Raw genomic sequence first — 17,580 nt, 5'->3', positions numbered from 1 at the left:
TTTCGTGTCGGGCGTCGTGTGCCGTGCAGATGCGCGTACCACCAGTCTCATGAGGACTCCGCATCCAGCAACTGTCGCAGCAGGCGGCGAGCCTTGGCCACGCCGGCGTCCTGGGCGATGAGGCGGTCGTGGGCTGCGCCGTGCCCACCGGCAATCATCTGCTCCTGCTTCTCTAGTGCAACGGCGTCCTCATCGAGAACCTGCTTGAGTGAGTTGTACATCAGCTCGTTGATCTCGCTGTTCGACACGGCGAAGTCGCGGTAGTTGGCGTAGAAGTACCAAGTGGTGTTCTCCGTGGCGGGAGTGATCGCGTTGAGCACCTCCAGGTGATAGCCCTCCGGGCGGGGCGCCCCCGGTGTGCCGACACCGCAGTGGATGACGTGCAGCGATGGCAGTTGAAAGTCGGTGGTGTGCCACCGGTCCATCGGTGGCTCGACGCCCATGGCGGTCACGTAGAGCTGGGAAGGGTGACAGCGCGGCATGAAGCGGTCGACCACTACGGTGTTGGCGCTTGCTTCCACGGTGATGCCGTTGGTGTAGACGGAGTCATCGCCGATCGACGCTTCGTGGAGGAACGCCTCGTGGGTCAGGTCCAGGAGGTTGTCGTGGAGCAGCGAGGCCCTACAGTTGTACAGATGCGTGAACCGCACACCGTCCCATTCGGCGTCGTTAAGCCAGTGGGTGTCGGGCGGCGACTGGTTTTGCGCGCGCTCAGGGTCACCCGGCCAGATCCAGACCCAGCCGTCCTGCTCCACGATCGGGAAGCGACGCACGAAGGTGTTCGCCGGCACTGTGTCCTGGCCCGGGACGGCCGTGCAGATGCCCTCACCGTTGTACTCGAACCCGTGGTAGCCGCACCGAAGGCGCCCGTCGATCACCTGACCACCTGACAACGGGTACTGACGGTGAGCACATGCGTCGGCGAGCGCCACCGCCTCGCCTCCGGAGCGGAACAGGACTACTGGCGACCCGCAGATCATGCGACGCAGGGGGACGTCTCCGACCTCGTCTGACCAGGCGGCGACGTACCAGGCATTCGTGATGAACATCGCTTCACTCCTCCTGGCTGTCAGTTGGTCGGCTTACGCAGGAACGCGATACGAGGGAACCCGTGGTGCTCGAGCGCCTTCCGGAATGCGACACCGAGTGCGTCGAATCGCATCTGCAGCTCCGCGGTCAGGTCGAGCGGAAGCCACTCGGGACGCTGCCCCTCGACGATCACTCGATCGGGCTCGAAGACTGCCTGCTCACGTCGCTCGATCTCGTCATCGGAGACCGCGAGGGAGCTGGGGGTCCCGAAGGCCCAGAAGACGGTCGTGCGGTTCGCCGTGACAGGTGAGGCCGAGATGTAGAGCATGTATCCCTCGCCTGCCGTTAGCCCCTGGATCCAGGCGGTGAAGGGCAGTTCACACTTGTACTGATAGTCCACCTGGACGGTGGCCATCGTGTGCCCTGGCTCGGGCTCGCCCCAGGGGTCCTGGGCAAGGTAGGGCACCTTGGCGTCGATGCTCAGCATGTCGGCGGCCGTGCTGACGTCGTAGGGCTCCACGATCTCCACCTCCGGATTGCCGAAGGTATCGGGATGGACGATCCCGAAGTGGGAGACGTCGAGGAAGTTCTCGACCATGCGCGATGCCTGGCACTCCCACTCGCTGGGGGTGCCAACGTGAAAGTACCAGTCCTCATCCTCGAAGTACGGGCACTCAGGCACGTCGCGTACCGCCCCGTCCTCTCCGGCGAGACAGGTCCAGATGAGGCCGGCCTGCTCCTTGACGGGGTAGGAGGCCACCCGCGCCTTGGTTGGGATGGGGGTGCCTTCGGGTCGTTGCGGGATGCGACGACAGATGCCGGCAGTGTCGTACTCCCAACCGTGGTAAGGGCACTGCAGATTGCCACTGGCGGTGACTGTGCCCCCGGACAGCATGGTGCCGCGATGGGCGCAGAGGTTGTCAGCGACGGCGGCCTGACCATCAGCAGTGCGCCAGATGACCAGGTCCTCACCCAGGAGTGTCGTCGCCTTGGTGCTGCCCGTTGAGACGTCTACCGACCGTGCGACGGGATACCAGAACGGACGTGCGGCGTCGTAGAACGCGGCCTCGTCCTGCCAGGTAGCAGGAGCAATCCTCATGTTCTCGTCCTTCGTGTCTTGCAGGGACAGGCGCTGGCGATCGCGTCAGAGCACCTGGGAGAGGAAGTTCCTGGTGCGCTCGTGCTGGGGATCAGCGAGGACCTGGCGGGGATCACCGGTCTCGACGACAACGCCGGAATCCATGAAGACAAGCGTGTCGCCGACCTCGCGGGCGAAGCCGATCTCGTGTGTGACGACCACCATCGTGGTGCCGTGCCTCGCGAGATCCTTCATCACCTCGAGCACGTCACCAACGAGCTCGGGGTCCAGTGCGGAGGTGGGCTCGTCGAAGAGCATGAGCTTGGGTTCCATGGCCAGTGCCCTGGCGATTGCCACGCGCTGCTGCTGGCCTCCCGAGAGGGATCGAGGGTAGGTGTTCCTCTTAGCGGCGAGGCCGACGCGTGCAAGCAGTTCCTCTGCCAGCGCCGTGGCATCCCGACGGCTCTTCTTGCGCAGCAGGACCGGAGCCTCGATCACATTCTCCAGGACGGTCTTGTGCGGGAAGAGGTTGAAGTGCTGGAAGACCATGCCGATCTGTGACCGCTGACGCCGGACATCGCGGTCCCGCATCTCATGCAGCTGGCCGTCAATTTCCCGATATCCGACGAGTTCGCCGTCTACGTAGAGTCGTCCCGCGTTGATTTTCTCCAGGTGGTTGATGCAGCGCAGGAACGTCGATTTTCCCGAACCAGACGGACCGATGAGGCACATGACCTGGCCACGCTTCACCTCGAGGGAGATGTCGCGGAGGACATGGTTACGGCCGAAGGACTTGCTTATCCGCTCGGCCTGCACCATGAGTCGAGTCTCCGGCGCAGCTGGCTCGGTATCACCTTCCAGGACAGTCATGAAGCGTCTCCCTTGCTACGCATCAGGTTGGTCAGGAGCCGTGTCCGCGACGATCTTGCGGTCATGCTCGTACCGTGAGCACCCCGGGCGAACCGCTTCTCGATGTAGTACTGGCCGACGGACAGGATGCTGGTTACGGCGAGATACCAGAGACTCACCACCACCAGGAGCGGGATAGTCTGATACGTCGTCGTGTAGATCGCCTGGGCTGCGTAGAGCAGTTCAGCCAGCGAGACGATGGACACGATCGAGGTCATCTTCAGCATGCCGATGGCTTCGTTGCCGGTTGGCGGGATGATTACCCGCATCGCCTGAGGCAGCACGATGCGGCGTAGGGCCTGCATGCGGCTTATCCCCAGAGCGAGGGAGGCACTGGTCTGCCCCTCGTCGACAGCGAGGATCCCTCCTCGAACGATCTCGGACATGTAGGCCGCCTCGTTCAGCCCCAGCCCAAGCACCGCTGCGACGAACGGGGTCACCAACGCGTTGGCATCGAGGCTGAGGAAGTGGGGGCCGCCGAAGGGAATGCCCAGGGTGAGCTTGGGATAGAGCGCCGAGAGGTTGAACCAGAAGATGAGCTGGACCAGGACGGGCGTTCCCCGGAAGAAACTCACGTATGCCCACGCCAACGAGCCGGCCAGCTTGTTCCCTGACAGCCGCATGACTGCCAGCAGCACTCCGAGAGAGATACCGATGACCATTGCGATGACGGTCAGCTCAATCGTCACCCACAGCCCGCTGAGGATCGGCTCGGTGAAGAGGTAGTGGCCCACCACATGCCACTGGAAGCGCGGGTTCTGGGCGACCGATGCCAGCAGCATGAGGGCCAGGACGCCGCAGACTGCGGTCGCCAGCCATTGGCCAGGCCGGCGCAAGGGGACGGCACGAATGACCTCGGGTTCACCCGCTGCAGCCGACTGATTTCGGTGTGCAATGTTTACTGAGACCATGAGTCTCCTCTTCCCGTCATCGGAGAGCATGCGGTCAGTGCCCCAGGGACCGCTCGACAGCCTTGACGATGGCTCCCGACGCGACCAGGTCCGCGATTGCCTCCATGTCGTCGGAGATCGGGCGGTCGTGCTCTAGCACCGGCACAAGGTCCCGGATGACGCTCTGGGCGGCTGCGGTGGCCGGGCTCATCGACGTCCCCGAGGGGTCACGCAGGGACAGCGCCTGCGCGGCGACGTACAACTCGATGGCAATGACCCGCCGAACGTTGTCGAGTACCTCACGGGCGTGCCGGGCGCCGTTCGCGCCCATGCTCACGTAGTCCTCTTGGTCGGCGCTCGTGGGAATCGAATCCACGCTGTCGGGGTGGGCCAGGACCTTGCAGTCGGCGACCAGGGCAGCCGCCGTGTACTGCGCCACCATCAGGCCGGTGTCGACACCGCTCTCGGCGACGAGCATCCCGGGCAGCCCCTCGTTGAGCTTCGGATCGAGGAGACGGAAGATGCGTCGCTCGGCGATGTTGGCGGCCGAAGTCATCACCACCGCCAGGTGGTCCAGCCAGAAAGCAGGTCCCTCGCCGTGGAAGTTGCCCCCAGACAGAACCTCGTAGCCGCCGGCATCGGAGCTCTCGACCACGAGCGGGTTGTCCGTGACTGCGTTCATCGCCCGAGTCACGCTCGCCTCGACGTGCGCCACGGCGTCCAACGCCGGACCAAGCACCTGGGGTATGCACCTGAGGCTGTAGGCGTCCTGGACCCTCGCCGGGTCTCCATCGGCAAGGCGGCTTCCCTGCAGAAGCTCCCTGATCCGGGTCGCCACCGCGATCTGGCCCGGTTGCCTCGTGGCCTCGTGGTAAGCCGGGTGGAACGCCTGGGTGCGGGCACGGACGGCCTCGATGCTCATCGCCGCGGCGATCATCGCGTGCTCGTGCAGTTGCTTCGCGTCGTGGACGAGCAGCGCCCCGCTCGCGACCATGAAGTCGGTCCCATTGGTCAGGGAGACTCCTTCCTTGGGCTCGAGCACGAGGCGCTCGAGGCCCGCCCTGGCCATGGCGTCCTCGCCCGAGAGGAGCTGGCTGTCCAACCACGCGCGGCCTGAGGCGTTGTCGTCCGGGTCAACGCCTCGGGAAAGGACCAGGGCGATGTGCGACATGGGCGCGAGGTCGCCGCTGGCGCCCAGCGAGCCCTTCTCTGGCACGTAAGGCGTCACACCGGCGTTGAGCATCCCGGCCAGGGTCATGGCGATCTCGGGTCGCGCAGCTGACAGCCCTTGAGCCAGGACATTGAGGCGGATGAGCATCATGCCGCGAATGACCTCGTCCGCGAGGGGGTCTCCGACGCCGGCGCTGCAGGACGTGACGCAGTTGCGTGACAGCCGACGCATGTCCTTGGCTCCGACCGGTGTGTGGGCGAACATGCCGAAGCCGGTGTTCACTCCGTAGATCGTCCGCTGTCCATCGCGCAGCACCTCATCGAGCCAGTCGCGACTCCGCTGCATGCGCGTGCGGGTCTCCTCTGGCATCTCGCCAACCTGGCGTCCGTGCCGGGCAACGGAGGCCAGCTCTTCGATCGTAAGTTGTCCACCAGGGACGGCGAGGGAGTCGGGCATGTGATCTGCTCCATCGGGTGAGGCGGAGAATTGCAGTCAGCGTAGGCATGGCCCGGCACACCCGCGATGGGCAATTGCCCAGTAATTAGAGCAGGTGGCTGTGCAGTCCGTCAGTGCCTGTTGAGTGCGGTGAGGGCCAGCCAGAAGTGCACCCTGTCCTCGATCGAGGACAGGTCCCGCCCGGTCAGCTCACCGATCCGCTGCAGTCGGTACTGCAATCCATTGCGGTGGATCACCAGCCGCTCCGCCGTGCGTCCCGGGGAGCAGCCTGCCTCCAGGAACACGCGCAGCGTCTTGATGAGGTCACTCCCCCGCTCCTCGTCGTAGTCCAGCAGAGGCTGCAGGCTGGCCCGGGCAATATCGCACACCGGGATCTCGGCGTTGCTGAGCAGCAGGTCGGGCAGGCTCAGCGGCTCGACCTCCTGGACGCCCGGCCCTTTCGAGAGCGCTTGCAACGCTTCGAAAAACCCGACGCGAATCCCCCGCACGCCTTCGTGTTCACGTCCCACCCCCACCACGACGTCGGTCCCCAGTTGGAGGAGCGAGTCCCGCAGAGCCGCTGCGACGTCAGTGGGGTTCTCCGAGCCGGGGATGAGTGCGATCAGCATGTCGTCAACGATGGCCGTGATCATGCCCTCATTGGGCTGTGCCACCAAGTCGAGCACACTTGAGGGGACGCGCCTGAGCTGGTCGTCCGAGGCCGTTACCCGACCAACGAGCATGCGATGGGAGGCACTCGGGGCGAAGCCGTAGGCAGACAGCCGACGCTCAGCCTCCCCAGGGGCTACGTGCTTGAAGACTATGTCGTGGATAGTCTGCCCGATCACTTCTCTGCGGCCGGTCAAGATGGCCTGCCGTCGGGCAAGCTCCAGCCCGATCAGCCCGACAGCGAAGGGCATTACCGGTGTAACATCGGCCGGCTGCTTGCCACACAGGTAGGCGACCGTCACGCCTTCGATATAGACCGGCCACACCGACACCCCCTCTATCGGGTCGGGCGCAGCCGCCTTGATCTGGGCAATGCTTGGCCAACTGGCCCGGCGGGGGCTGCTGTCCAAGACATGCCCACGAGTGTCGATCACGGCGACAGGCGCCCCGACCAGCGAATGCAGTTTGCGCATCAGCGGCCCCAGGCCGAGGCCACCGAGGAGCGCTTTGGTCAATTCGTCCTGCGCGACCGTGGCCTGCCGGATGAATGCGTACCGCTCGGAGTAGAGCTGATCTGCCACCCAGTGGCTGATCGCAATGAATGGGGTCTGGAGCGGAATCTCGAACAGCGCCAGACCAGTCGACTCCGCGGTGTCGATGACCGCCCGTGGAATACGCTTGTGGATCAATCCGGTCGCGTACCCCAGAGCGGCGACGGGCACCGAGACGAGGCTCTCGACAAAGGCACGCTGCTGCGCCGCCGTCCTGTTCTGAAGTCCGATCGTGAGCACGAGTTCGTTGCCCCGTAGGAACTGGCGCGGGTCGGGAAGCTCAGTAGTGGAGACCCAGCTGATCTCCACCATGCTTTGGGCGCAGGTCGCGGAGACCGCACGGAGGTCGAGGGGAGCTGCAATGAGATCCTTCACCCGCACTGTCATGCGTAACCTTGTGCAAGCCGCCCCGAAGGTGTCAAGGATCGTCCGAGTTCGGAGACCAGCTCAGCCCGGCCGATGGCGAACCATCGGCCGGGCTGAGCACTCGAATCAGTGCAGGTTGACGGTGATCTTCTCTACCGCTCCGGCCCCGAGCTTGTGCTTCTTGAGGATGTCGGTGTAAGTGCCGTCGCCGACGAGTTCCTGCAACGCTGCCTTCACCGCGTTACGCAGCTGGGTGCTCTCCTTGGAGAAGACGATGCCCAAGGGGCCCTTACCGAACCTCATCTTGGCAACTTCGAAGCCGCCTTTGGACTGTTCCACGGTGTTGACCGCCGAGACGTCGTCCGTGAGGACCGCATCCACCCGCTTGTTCGTCAGCGCGAGCGCACTGTCGGGGATAGAGGGAAATTTGTCGACGGCGAAAGGCCGCTTGCCGAGACCTGCACACTCGGTTGCGGCCTGCTGGGCCGTGTCCACTTGGACGGTACCGAGCTGGACTCCGACCTGGTGGTCGCCGCACAAGTCGGTGAGCTTGGCGGCTGCTGCCAGCGCATCGCCCGAGCGGACCAGCGCAACACCGCTGATTGTAAAGTAATCGACGAAGTCGACCTGCTTTTCCCGCTCCGGGGTGTCACTCATGCCCGAGATTCCTAGGTCGAAGCGGTGGGCGGCCAGGCCGGGAATGAGCGAGTCGAACTTGGTGGTCTTGAACTCAGCTTTGACCCCGAGGCGCGCGGCAACGGCTCTGATGACATCGGCGTCCAGGCCGATGATGGTCTTCTGGTCCGCGTCGAGCGACTCGAACGGCGGATACGTCGGATCAGTGGCGACCGAAATCTTGCCCGCGCTACGGATGTCCTCCGGCAACATCGCAGCCAGTCGCGCACTCTTCTTGACGTTGGTAGTACTCGCGGAGGCATTGCCCCCTCCAGTTGAGGCCGCACCACAACCGGCCAAGAACAGGGCAGACACACAGGTGGCCATGAGGGCGGTACTGGTCCGTCGTCGACCAGCCGTGACGTTGATCATTCGAATCGCTCCTCCGGAGGATGGTTGTCAACAACCAGTGACACGTCGGACGCCAGGTGACTGGCCAAGCGGCCTCCCGCTTGCCGAGGTAGCACAGCGTAAGGACGCCTGCATGACGCTGTTAATGTGCATGTGCGAGGAAATACCGTAGGTTTGCCGTGCACCTGCCCAGTAGGGCTGCGTTAGGACTCCTGTCGGTCCTGTTCAGGAGCATGTCGGGTGTGTGCACGTACATGAAGTGAGCCGCGTCGGACGGCGTTGCCGTTATACGTGGCGGACGTGTTCGCGGCGTTGCCGAGCAGGGACCGGCGGCCAAGGGCGGTACCTGCGGGGGCTCGTACGGGACGGCCGCCGCAAGTCCGTCCGGGCCCATGACCTCGATGCTGCCGGACTGCCACGGGCAGAACCTGCCGCAGTTCGCGAAGCAGCCCACTCTGGGATCCGTTGCCGGCGCAGAGGCGGGGCCGTGAGTGGATACTGCCGCTTGTCGACCCGACGGCTGGGTGATCGACGAGAGCCAGTACTTCTCCCGGGGCGACCGCAGCCAGGGGGCCAACCCGCTGCAGTCCTACACGGACAGCCGTTGGAAGGTCGATGCGAAGGCCGCCGGCAGCGACACCCCCCGCAAGGACCACGTCCAGGTACAGGGCTGGACAGACCCGGTCCCCCGCAGGCACTGACCTGGAACGCCGTCCGCGCGCCGGGCGCCGGGCTGGAGATGGCCATGGACGAACTGCGGTCCGACCTCGCCCGCACCACGAACGCGCCCACCATCTACCAGGCCGCGGCCGTCCTTTACAACGGGCGCTGGAAGAACCAGATCCTGTGCGCCGACCCCTTCTCGACAACACCCGCGTACAGCCGGACTACAACGCCGCCGATCCGCACTGCCAATGGCTGCAGATCGGCGACACCGGCAAGTTCGCGCTCTACAACGAGGGAAAACACAAGACCATGGCCTACGACGGCAAGAACGCGGGCGCCGTCGTCATGGAGAACATCACCTACCCCACCCCTGACACCCAACAGCGACGCTCCCCGCACCGACCCGTGCACACCCGCAGCTGGGGGAAGGACCACCAGCAGGAACTGACCTGGAGGTACGAACTCAACCGAACGGTCCGGGTGACCGCCAACTGCGTCCCCGCCCACATCACCTCGAACGGCGACCACAGGTTCACGACCGCCGGAGCGGCCGGTACCGGCGACGAGTCCGGCATGCTCCGCGCGGACGTCGACGGCATCGGCCCCAGGGAGCAGCTCAACCTGTGCCTCACCGCCGACTACCCCTCCGACGACTACGCCCTCCAGTCAGCAGCCACCGGTCTGTTCGTCTCGGTCGAAGTCGGCTACACCGGCGACCAGTACGGCATGCTCCGCGCCCGCTCCAACCGCGCCGGCCCCTGGGAGATCTTCTCGTAACCCCATCCCTTCGGCCCGACCCCTGTGACCTGGAGCCGACGCCAGGCGATGCACCACGCTCAAGTACGTCACGGCGTCTGCCGACGCTTCACAGACTCCGTTGGTCGGCCCGGAGGAGGGAGCAGGCACGGCCGTTCCTCGACGAGCTGGTAGACGTCGGAGGCATCGAGACGTGCCTGCATCTTGGTCGGGCGCCCCGCATCCTGCTTTGTCAAACTCGGCTGCCGCAGGAACGACAAATGGAAGCAGTAGCGGAGGGTGGGGAGACTGGGATGGGCCTGGCGTGATCCCCGGCCGCGGTCATGCGCTCGTAAAAAACTGCAGTTAGGGCGGGCTGGTGTGCCCAGGAGTGCTCGGGCGGGTCGGCGGGGCCATGGTGAAGATCGTCTACTGGACGGCGGCTTGGCCCCGGCCGACCCGAAGCGACTGCGCCGCCAGCTCCTGCATACCGCCGCCCGCATCGTCCGCGGTGCCCGCCCGCCTGCACCTACGGATCACCGCCATCTGGCCCTGGCGTCACACCTTCGCGACCGTCTTCACCCGGCTACATGCCCTGCCCCGGCCGGTCACCTGAAACAGCACGGCGTCCCTGCCCACACGCGAACCAAGGCTCCTCGGAGGCCCGGCCGGGTCGGGGTCCTTGCCATGTCCGACGAACGCACACGGCGAGGAAGACGTGGCCTCGGCCATCAACCCGGTACAGCCAGACCCAACTGAAAGGCCGAGGCCAGAGCGTCAAAGCAGGGCTGGGTTGTGCACCCGGTCGATGTAGGTACCCTCGGCGAAGTCCGCGTAGCCGACGGGTGCCGGCTGCTCTGCCAAGCCGTGTGGAACGACTTCAGGCCGAAGCCCTGCGTGCGAACGCAGTGGGAGCGCGTGGACCGGGTTTTGCAAGGGTGATGACGATGGGGTCGAAGGGGGCATCGACCGGGTACACGTCGCCGAAGGCCTGTGTCCCCTCATAGGTCATGCGGGGCACGTCGATGCTCCAGTTGACGGCACCTGGCACCACCTCGCGCCGGACCCCATCGAAGGTACCGATTGCCTGACGTTCCGATGTGGGCTCCCGATAGGCGGGGTGCATGATGGATACCGTTCCGCCGTCCCCGTCCAGGGTGATCCACGGGTCCCGGACGCGCACCAGCAGGATTCCGTGATACGCGCTGAAGACGACACTTCCGCGGAACTTCAGTGTGCCGTGTCCCGAGGTGTTGTCGAGGCTTGTCGCGTCATCGAGGCTGAAGACGAACGCCCCGCTTTCGTTCGTGCGCACCCCGTCAGTTGTCGACTCGGCGCCGTCGGTCACGGCGGCGACGTATTCGCGGAATCCTGACTTCACGCCCCAGACGAGCTGCCCCGACAGCCCCAGTTCATGCGACATCCGCTGGCCTCTTCGCTACGAGGTCTTTGAGCTGCACGGTGGGATCGGCCACCGCTGCGGGGTCCACCTGGGCCTGGCTCTTGATCAGAACCTTGGCCTGCGCGTAGTCACGGACATTGTTCAGCGTGTCCACGGCGATCACTGCACCATCGAGCAGGTAGACGACGCTGAACCGGCCGGACGACGGATCACCGCGCACGATGGACGTGTCGTAGCCGGTGAGGATGCCCATGGTCTTGAACTTGATGTCGTACTGGTTCGACCAGAACCATGGAACGGCAGGTGAGGGCTGGTCCATGCCCAGGATTGCACGGGCGACGGCGCGCCCCTGCTCGACGGCGTTCTGTACGGATTCGAGTCGCATCCGGGCCTGCCTGGTGTGGGCGTTGGCGAAGTTCGCACAGTCCCCGGCCGCGAATACGTCGGGGAGCGTGGTGCGGCCGGACTCGTCGACCTCCACTCCGTTGGCGCCGACAGCGCCGGCCTGGATGATCGGTTCGACGTTCGGCACCAGACCGACGCCTACGACGACGATGTCCGCCGAGATGGTGCGGCCGTCGGACAGGGCGACTCCCTTCACGGCGCCGTTACTGCCGGTGATCTCTGTGACACCGTGTCCGAAGAGCACGTCGACCTGGTGCTCCCCGTGGACCTTGGCGAAGAATTCTGAGACCACCGGCGAAGTGACACGACCGAGGAGCCGGTCCATGGCCTCGACCACGGTGACGTCCAGGCCGGCCTTGGCGAACGCGGCGGCGGCCTCCAGACCGATGAACCCGCCGCCGATCACCACGGCCCGCCGCGCGGTGGGCAGTTGGGTCTTCAGCCGATCCGCGTCCGCGAGGGTGCGCACGTAGTGGACGCCGTCCAGGTCCGCGCCAGGCACTGGCAGGATCCGTGCCCGGCCGCCGGCCGCCCACACGAGGCGTCCGTATCCGAGGCGCTCTCCCCCGGCAGTGGTGACCATGTGCTCCGACGGGTCGACCTCGATCACCTCGGTGCCCAGCAGCAGCTCGGCACCGTCTGCGGCCCAGCGGTCCGCCGGACGCAGCAGCAGACTCTCCGCGGAGGCCTCCCCGGAGAGGTACCCCTTGGACAGTGGCGGCCGCTCGTACGGCGGGGTGTCCTCGGCACCGACGATCCCCACGGTGCCGGGGAAGCCTGCGTCGGCCAACTCCCCGGCAACCTGCGCACCGGCCTGGCCTGCACCGACGATCAGGACGTCATAGTGCTCAGACATGGAACAGCTCCTTCACACATCAGGGTTGGGCGACTTCCGCCACGAGTCCGTCGGCCGACTCCGACACCTTCAACTGGCAGCCGAGGCGGCTCTCGGGCCGACGGTCATCGGCCATCTCCAGCAGATCCTGTTCGTCGTCCGAGGCCGGGGAGAAATGCGTCGCCCAGGGCTCGGCGATGTACATGTGGCATGTGGCGCACGACAGCTCGCCACCGCACTCCCCGAGGATTCCTGGCACCCCGTTGCGCACGGCGACCTGCATCAGGGATTCGCCCTCGTCGGCGTCCACGGTGCGGACTTCGCCGCTGCTGGTCTTGAACTGGACCTTGGGCATCGAGTTGCTCCTTTCCGATCAGGCGTGCGTCAGGGCGCGGTCCAGGTCGTGCACCGGTGTGAACCGCACGGGCATGCGCGTGAAGCCCGTCACGGTCGCGTCGGCGATCCAGTCCGGCTCGCCGTGCTCGGTCCGCTCCAGGTCGGGGAGGGCCCGCAGCAGCTTGGGGAACAAGGCCGCCAGCTCCAGGCGGGCCAGGTTCCGGCCCAGGCACCGATGGATGCCGGTGCCGAACGCGAGGTGCTCGTTGGGGGTGCGGGTGATGTCGAAGCGGTGGGGTTCGGCGAAGACCTGCTCGTCCTTGTTCGCCGAGGCGAGAAGGCCGATGACCCAGTCACCGGCGCGGATGCGCCTGCCGCCCAGTTCCATGTCCTCGTTGGCGATGCGCAGACGGTTCTTCGTGGGGCTCACCCACCGCAGGGACTCCTCGACGGCGCTCGCGGTCAACGTCGGGTCGTTGAGCAGCAGCTGGCGCTGGTCGGGGTTCTCCATGAACTGCCAGGTTGCGACTGCCGCGGCGTTGCGGGTCGTTTCCAGACCGCCGACGATGAGCGTGACGAACCAGTGCTTCATCTCGTGGATGCTGAGCTTGTCGCCGTCGATCTCAAGGTTGCCGATGACGGTGGCGAAGTCGTCGGTGGGATTGTTTCGGCGCTCGATGGCCAGATTCGTGCAGTAGTCCGCGAGGCGCGTGAAGCCGTAATGCGAGGTCTTGATCGGGTCGTTGTCGATGACCCAGCGCGGGTCCGCCGCTGCGAGCCACTGCCAGCATGCCTCGCGCAGCATCGGCCAGTCCTCTTCGGGTACACCGAGCATGTTGAAGATGACCCGCACGGGGAGTTCGGCGCAGATGTCCTCCACCAGGTCGGCCTCACCCCGGGAAGCCACGCCGGCGACGATGTCGTCGACTATGCGGTCGATGTCCTCACCGAGCCGCTTGACTGCCGGTACGCTGAAGTGCTTGTTGACCGGCCGACGGTAAATGGTGTGGATCGGCGGGTCGTTGAAGGCGATGCCGACGTCGTACCCCAGCTCGTGACGCTCTTCCGGCGTCAGCCTCTTCGGGCTGCGCGGAGGCCGGGTCTGCCAGCGGCTGCTGAACTGGCCATGATCGAGCAGGTAGTCCTTGACGTCGTCGTACCGGCTCAGTACCCAGTAGTTGCGGCCGAAGCGCTCGTCCACGGCCCAGTGAACCGGATCCTCGTCGCGCAAGGCCTTGAAGGCGGCGTGATAGTCGCGGCTCTGGTACCAGGCTGGATTGAGCAGGTTGTTGTCAACGGTCGTCCAGTCCGTCGTCATTGGTACTGCCTTCCTAGGTGATGTAGCCCGCCCCGCCGCGGCGGGGTGGAAGCGAACTGTGCTGCTCAGGGACGGCGAGTCCGCAGGTACTCGTCCGTGCCTTCGAACCGACAAGGGGAACTAGCGGGTGTCCGACGTCGCCTCGGTGAATGTGGGTGTGACGACCACGTTGATGGACTTCTCTCCCGGGACCTTGCCTTTGAGAACGTCGAGTGCGTGGGCGAACTGGTCGAAGCCGAACACGTGGGTCCGCAGCTCTCCGATCGGGAGGGCTTTCGAGATGATGAGGTCCGCCGCCATCGCCAACGCCTCGTGGCTCGCACCGAGTACCCCGATCATCCGGATCCCGCGCGTCGTGACCAGGTCGATCGGGAACCGCTCAAGGTCGTGATGCTTGATGCCGGCCGAGGCGAACGTGCCTCCGGAACGGAGGATGTTGAGGCCGTCGATCACTGGCTGTTCCGCACCGGGCGAGGTGTCGATCACCACGTCGAACCCTTCTCCGCCGGTGAGCGCGCGGGCCTCCGGCACGAAGTCGCTCGTCTCGACGTCGAAGGCGGCATCGGCGCCCAGCCGAAGGGCCATGTCCAGCTTGTGGCGGTCGCGGCTCAGCCCGGTTGTCACGATCAGACCCGCGCCGGCCGCCTTCGCGGCGGCGACGCAGGCAAGTCCGCGCTGGCCGGAGCCGAGGACCGCGACCCGGCTGCCGAGCCCGACGCCACCGTCTCGCACGGCCCACTGAATGCCGTTGGCCAGAGGGTTCCAGAGGGCGGCGTCCAGGGGATCGATTTCCTCGGGGAACGGATACAGGATGGTGCGCGGGTGGATGTAGGCGTGGGTGGAGTACCCGCCCCACAGGCCCGAGGAGATGTAGGTCGGAATGAACCCGTAGCAGCTGGGGCGGAACTCCATCCCGACGCAGAACTGCGGCTCGCTGCGACGGCACGGTGGACACGACCCGCACGCCAGCCACGGGTTCACCGCGACCCGGTCGCCGACCTTGAGTCCGGCACGGTCCGGAGTCAGCGGGCCGAGTTCTTCGATGACGCCCACGATCTCGTGCCCGTTGATCCGGGGATACTGCTTCTCGTCCGACGGGTCCATGCCCCCGCCGTGGCCCTCGTACGCGTCGATGTCGCTCGCGCAGATCCCGTTCGCCTCGATACGCAGCAGTGCCGCTCCGGGTTCGAGACTGGGGAGGGGGAATTCCTGGAACTCGACGGCCATCGGGCCTGTCTGCACCAGTGCGGTGGCAGAAGATGCCATGTCAGTGCCTCGCTTCGCTCTCGTCTGTTCCGGTCATTCCTTCACTCCGAGCCCGAGGCGGAGCTGCTCGGCCGGATCATGCTCGTCCCTCGTGTAGCGGACGAAGCCGTCCGCAAGGGTGGGGGGCGCGTCGTCGCTCAGCCGCATCGCGGAGCCGGGAACGACCGTCCGCGTCTGGATCCGCCAGCGGCCGTCCCGGCGGGTGAAACGGTCGACGTACCGGTTGCTGGAGAGCATCTCGTACGAGGTCGCGTCTGCAGGGCCTGCCATGATGCTGGAACTCGGGGTTACGCTCTGCCAGATCAGCAGATACGTCTCGGCGAACGCCTCGTCCTTCGACGCGAACTCGATGTAGATGTTGCTCACGTGATGACTCGAGAAGGCGATCGTCGCGTGTCGCTTCTTCGCCCACTCGATGAAGCCGGCGGGGGTGCCTTTGAACACGCCGTGATCGTCATAGGCATCCGGATGGAACACCTCGTGCAGTTCGTCGAGCTCCATTCGGTCGACCGCTCGGCAGAACTGATGAATGCGGTGCTGTATCTCCGCGCGGTCTTCGGTACGCGCAACAGAGAACTGATCCGAATCGGACATGGTGCTGCTCCCTTCTAGAGGACCGCGACGGGATTGAGGGGGCTTGAGGTGGAGCCGACGAATCGCCATGGGAGCGCCGTGAACAGGAAGTCCCATTGCCGTGTCTTCGCGCATGTCTCGGCGAGTTCGGTGAGATTCAGGTTGTCCATCAGCCACAGTCCCATTCCTACGAGGCATACCGAATGGATCGGCCGCGCGAAATCAAAATCGTCCAGTCGAGGCGGCTGCACGTCGTGAGTGCCGTCCGCGCCCATCACCGATATGTCCCGCTCGTGGAGGAACGGCAGGCATGCGGCGTCGAGTCCGGCCTGGACTCCGTCGAGCACACCTTTCTCCTCGGTCGAATAGAGAGGGCCGTGCTTCACGATCGCTGCGGCATTACCGGTGTGAATCAGCAGCGCGTCCCCCGAGCGCACGCGCACTCCCTGCCTCTTCTCCGCGGCGAGGAGGTCGGCCGGGGTGATGGCGTAGCCCCGCTCGACGAACTCGACATCGAAAAGCCCCGCGATGTCGAGGAGCACGCCCCGCGTCACGATCCCGTCACTCGCGTGCCGGACGTCGAGGTGCTTCGAACCCACCTCGTCGTTCGAATCAGCAATGGGGAAACCGTTGTACTGCTTTCCGTCCCAGCTGTAATGGCCCAGGCCGTCGAGGTGCGCGTTCCCGCCGTGCGGACTGATCTCGATGCTCTCGGCCACCGCGTCCCACCGCGCGCGCCGCCCGAGCATGTGCTCCACCTCGCCGACCATCGACCGCCGCTCCAGATGCGTGACGCCGGAGTGAAGCGGATCCGGCTTTTGGGGATCGAGGTCCCGGGCCAGCGACACCGTCTCACCGCGTCGCACGGACGCGGCGGCTTCGCGGCGCACGGCCGAAGTGATGAGGTTCAGCGTCCCCAGACGGTCGTCTTCTCCCCAACGCCCCCAGTTGGAGAGGGACTTGAAATATCCCTCGATCTGCTCGGCGCCGGCGCGGTCGTTCATTCTTTCCTCTTTCATGCTGGCGGGGATCGGTCGATCGCCCGGGTTCTGTGCCGTGCCGGCCCGGAGGTGTCCGGTGCGGCATCGATCTGGTCGGCGGGCGGGCCTGCCGTGCCCCGGTACAGGGGGTATCGAGTCGTGGGTGCGCCGATCAGTGCTGCTGGGGGCGCTCTCGCCAGTGCGTCAGCGCCAGATCGGCCGCCGAGCGCAGCGACCCCAAGTCGCTGTCGAGACTTCCGAAGTCGGCGAGGTCATCGAACCCGTAACCCAGGGGTGCGCCCGCGCGCACCCCGTGCCGGCGCGCTGCGGCCACGACCTTCTCCCACATACCGATGAGCGTGTCCGCGTCGTCCAGCATGTCGATGCCCATGTCCTGCGAGAGGTCGGCGAGTCCGAAGAAGATGTAGTCGACGCCTTTGACGGCGCAGATCTCGTCGATGTTGTCCACACCGGCCCGCGACTCGATCAACGGCATCAGGATGACGTTGCCGTTCAGGTCCGAGGCGTAATCGCCCCAGCCGTTCCCGGAAAAGCCCGCAGCGGGAACCACCGGGCACATCCCCCGGCCGCCCGGCGCATAGCGGGTGGCCGCGACTGCTCGCGCCGCGTCATCGGCCGATCCGATCTTCGGGACCAGAACGCCCTGGGCGCCCGCGTCGAGCGCCTGCTGGATCAGCGGAGAGCTGTTGTGGAGCACCCGCACGATGGGGACGAGGCCCGTCGCGTCGGCGGCGAGCAGGTGCGCACGCATGGCCGACTCGTCCATGATCCCGTGCTCCCGATCGATGAGCACCCAGTCGTACCCAGCACGGCCGTAGATCGTCGTCGTGTTGGGATCCGTCGACATCACAAAGGCGCCGACCGGTGCACGACCGGCGTTGATGATCTCTTCGAAAGCCGCCCTGGCCCGTCTCGTCAT

The 17,580-nt window shown here is 65.7% G+C and carries 18 protein-coding genes; 3 read left to right on the top strand and 15 right to left on the bottom strand.

Going from position 1 to position 17,580, the window contains the following annotated elements; all coding sequences use genetic code 11:
• Positions 1 to 47: 47 nt before the first annotated feature.
• The 7 genes from MB828_RS26850 to MB828_RS26820 form a co-directional block, all read right to left on the bottom strand.
• Positions 48 to 1,049: an aromatic ring-hydroxylating dioxygenase subunit alpha gene (locus tag MB828_RS26850; RefSeq protein ID WP_301650468.1), complete on the bottom strand. Its 1,002-nt coding sequence runs from the start codon at positions 1,047 to 1,049 to the stop codon at positions 48 to 50.
• Between the two features lie 20 nt (positions 1,050 to 1,069).
• Complete coding sequence (locus tag MB828_RS26845) at positions 1,070 to 2,128, bottom strand: aromatic ring-hydroxylating oxygenase subunit alpha (RefSeq protein WP_301650467.1); 1,059 nt, start codon at positions 2,126 to 2,128, stop codon at positions 1,070 to 1,072.
• A gap of 45 nt (positions 2,129 to 2,173) precedes the next feature.
• Positions 2,174 to 2,977, bottom strand: coding sequence for an amino acid ABC transporter ATP-binding protein (locus MB828_RS26840; RefSeq protein WP_301650466.1), 804 nt, complete (start codon positions 2,975 to 2,977; stop codon positions 2,174 to 2,176).
• Positions 2,974 to 3,957 (bottom strand): amino acid ABC transporter permease, encoded by a 984-nt coding sequence (locus tag MB828_RS26835; protein ID WP_301650465.1) that lies wholly within the window; start codon positions 3,955 to 3,957, stop codon positions 2,974 to 2,976. Before MB828_RS26835 ends, MB828_RS26840 begins: the two co-directional genes overlap by 4 nt.
• A 4-nt stretch (positions 3,958 to 3,961) precedes the next feature.
• On the bottom strand, positions 3,962 to 5,533 hold the full coding sequence (hutH, locus tag MB828_RS26830; protein ID WP_301650464.1) for a histidine ammonia-lyase: 1,572 nt from the start codon (positions 5,531 to 5,533) through the stop codon (positions 3,962 to 3,964).
• Positions 5,534 to 5,643: 110 nt separating this feature from the next.
• A complete protein-coding gene (locus MB828_RS26825; protein WP_301650463.1) occupies positions 5,644 to 7,119 on the bottom strand; it encodes a PucR family transcriptional regulator in 1,476 nt (491 codons plus the stop codon).
• A 105-nt stretch (positions 7,120 to 7,224) separates the two neighbouring features.
• Positions 7,225 to 8,145, bottom strand: a complete 921-nt coding sequence (locus tag MB828_RS26820; protein WP_301650462.1) for an ABC transporter substrate-binding protein — start codon at positions 8,143 to 8,145, stop codon at positions 7,225 to 7,227.
• A 470-nt stretch (positions 8,146 to 8,615) separates the two neighbouring features.
• Between MB828_RS26820 and MB828_RS26815 the strand changes: the two genes are divergently transcribed.
• From MB828_RS26815 to MB828_RS26805, 3 genes are all read left to right on the top strand, one after another.
• Entirely contained in the window at positions 8,616 to 8,825 is a 210-nt protein-coding gene (locus MB828_RS26815; RefSeq protein ID WP_301650461.1) for a hypothetical protein, read from the top strand.
• A 145-nt stretch (positions 8,826 to 8,970) separates the two neighbouring features.
• Positions 8,971 to 9,567, top strand: a complete 597-nt coding sequence (locus MB828_RS26810; RefSeq protein ID WP_301650460.1) for a fascin domain-containing protein — start codon at positions 8,971 to 8,973, stop codon at positions 9,565 to 9,567.
• Between the two features lie 337 nt (positions 9,568 to 9,904).
• On the top strand, positions 9,905 to 10,141 hold the full coding sequence (locus tag MB828_RS26805) for a hypothetical protein (protein WP_301650459.1): 237 nt from the start codon (positions 9,905 to 9,907) through the stop codon (positions 10,139 to 10,141).
• 264 nt (positions 10,142 to 10,405) lie between these two features.
• On the opposite strand, the gene MB828_RS26800 is transcribed toward MB828_RS26805, so the two are convergent.
• The 8 genes from MB828_RS26800 to MB828_RS26765 form a co-directional block, all read right to left on the bottom strand.
• Positions 10,406 to 10,948, bottom strand: a complete 543-nt coding sequence (locus MB828_RS26800) for an HtaA domain-containing protein (RefSeq protein WP_301650458.1) — start codon at positions 10,946 to 10,948, stop codon at positions 10,406 to 10,408.
• Positions 10,938 to 12,188, bottom strand: a complete 1,251-nt coding sequence (locus MB828_RS26795; protein WP_301650457.1) for an NAD(P)/FAD-dependent oxidoreductase — start codon at positions 12,186 to 12,188, stop codon at positions 10,938 to 10,940. The genes MB828_RS26800 and MB828_RS26795 overlap by 11 nt, the downstream gene beginning before the upstream one ends.
• Before the next feature lie 19 nt (positions 12,189 to 12,207).
• Positions 12,208 to 12,522, bottom strand: a complete 315-nt coding sequence (locus MB828_RS26790) for a 2Fe-2S iron-sulfur cluster-binding protein (protein ID WP_301650456.1) — start codon at positions 12,520 to 12,522, stop codon at positions 12,208 to 12,210.
• A gap of 18 nt (positions 12,523 to 12,540) precedes the next feature.
• The gene (locus MB828_RS26785; RefSeq protein ID WP_301650455.1) at positions 12,541 to 13,821 is read right to left on the bottom strand and encodes a cytochrome P450; all 1,281 of its coding nucleotides are present in this window, start codon (positions 13,819 to 13,821) and stop codon (positions 12,541 to 12,543) included.
• A 120-nt stretch (positions 13,822 to 13,941) separates the two neighbouring features.
• A complete protein-coding gene (locus MB828_RS26780; protein ID WP_301650454.1) occupies positions 13,942 to 15,087 on the bottom strand; it encodes a zinc-dependent alcohol dehydrogenase in 1,146 nt (381 codons plus the stop codon).
• Positions 15,088 to 15,120: 33 nt separating this feature from the next.
• Positions 15,121 to 15,681, bottom strand: coding sequence for a nuclear transport factor 2 family protein (locus MB828_RS26775; protein ID WP_301650453.1), 561 nt, complete (start codon positions 15,679 to 15,681; stop codon positions 15,121 to 15,123).
• A gap of 14 nt (positions 15,682 to 15,695) precedes the next feature.
• Positions 15,696 to 16,664: a cyclase family protein gene (locus MB828_RS26770; RefSeq protein WP_301650452.1), complete on the bottom strand. Its 969-nt coding sequence runs from the start codon at positions 16,662 to 16,664 to the stop codon at positions 15,696 to 15,698.
• Positions 16,665 to 16,812: 148 nt separating this feature from the next.
• Positions 16,813 to 17,580, bottom strand: a complete 768-nt coding sequence (locus MB828_RS26765; RefSeq protein ID WP_301650451.1) for an HpcH/HpaI aldolase family protein — start codon at positions 17,578 to 17,580, stop codon at positions 16,813 to 16,815.

The organism is Streptomyces arenae (assembly GCF_022343545.1).
Taxonomy (GTDB): Bacteria; Actinomycetota; Actinomycetes; order Streptomycetales; family Streptomycetaceae; genus Streptomyces; species Streptomyces humi.
The sequence above is the reverse complement of the archived record's forward strand: the minus strand, read 5'-3'. Positions and strand labels throughout refer to the sequence as shown.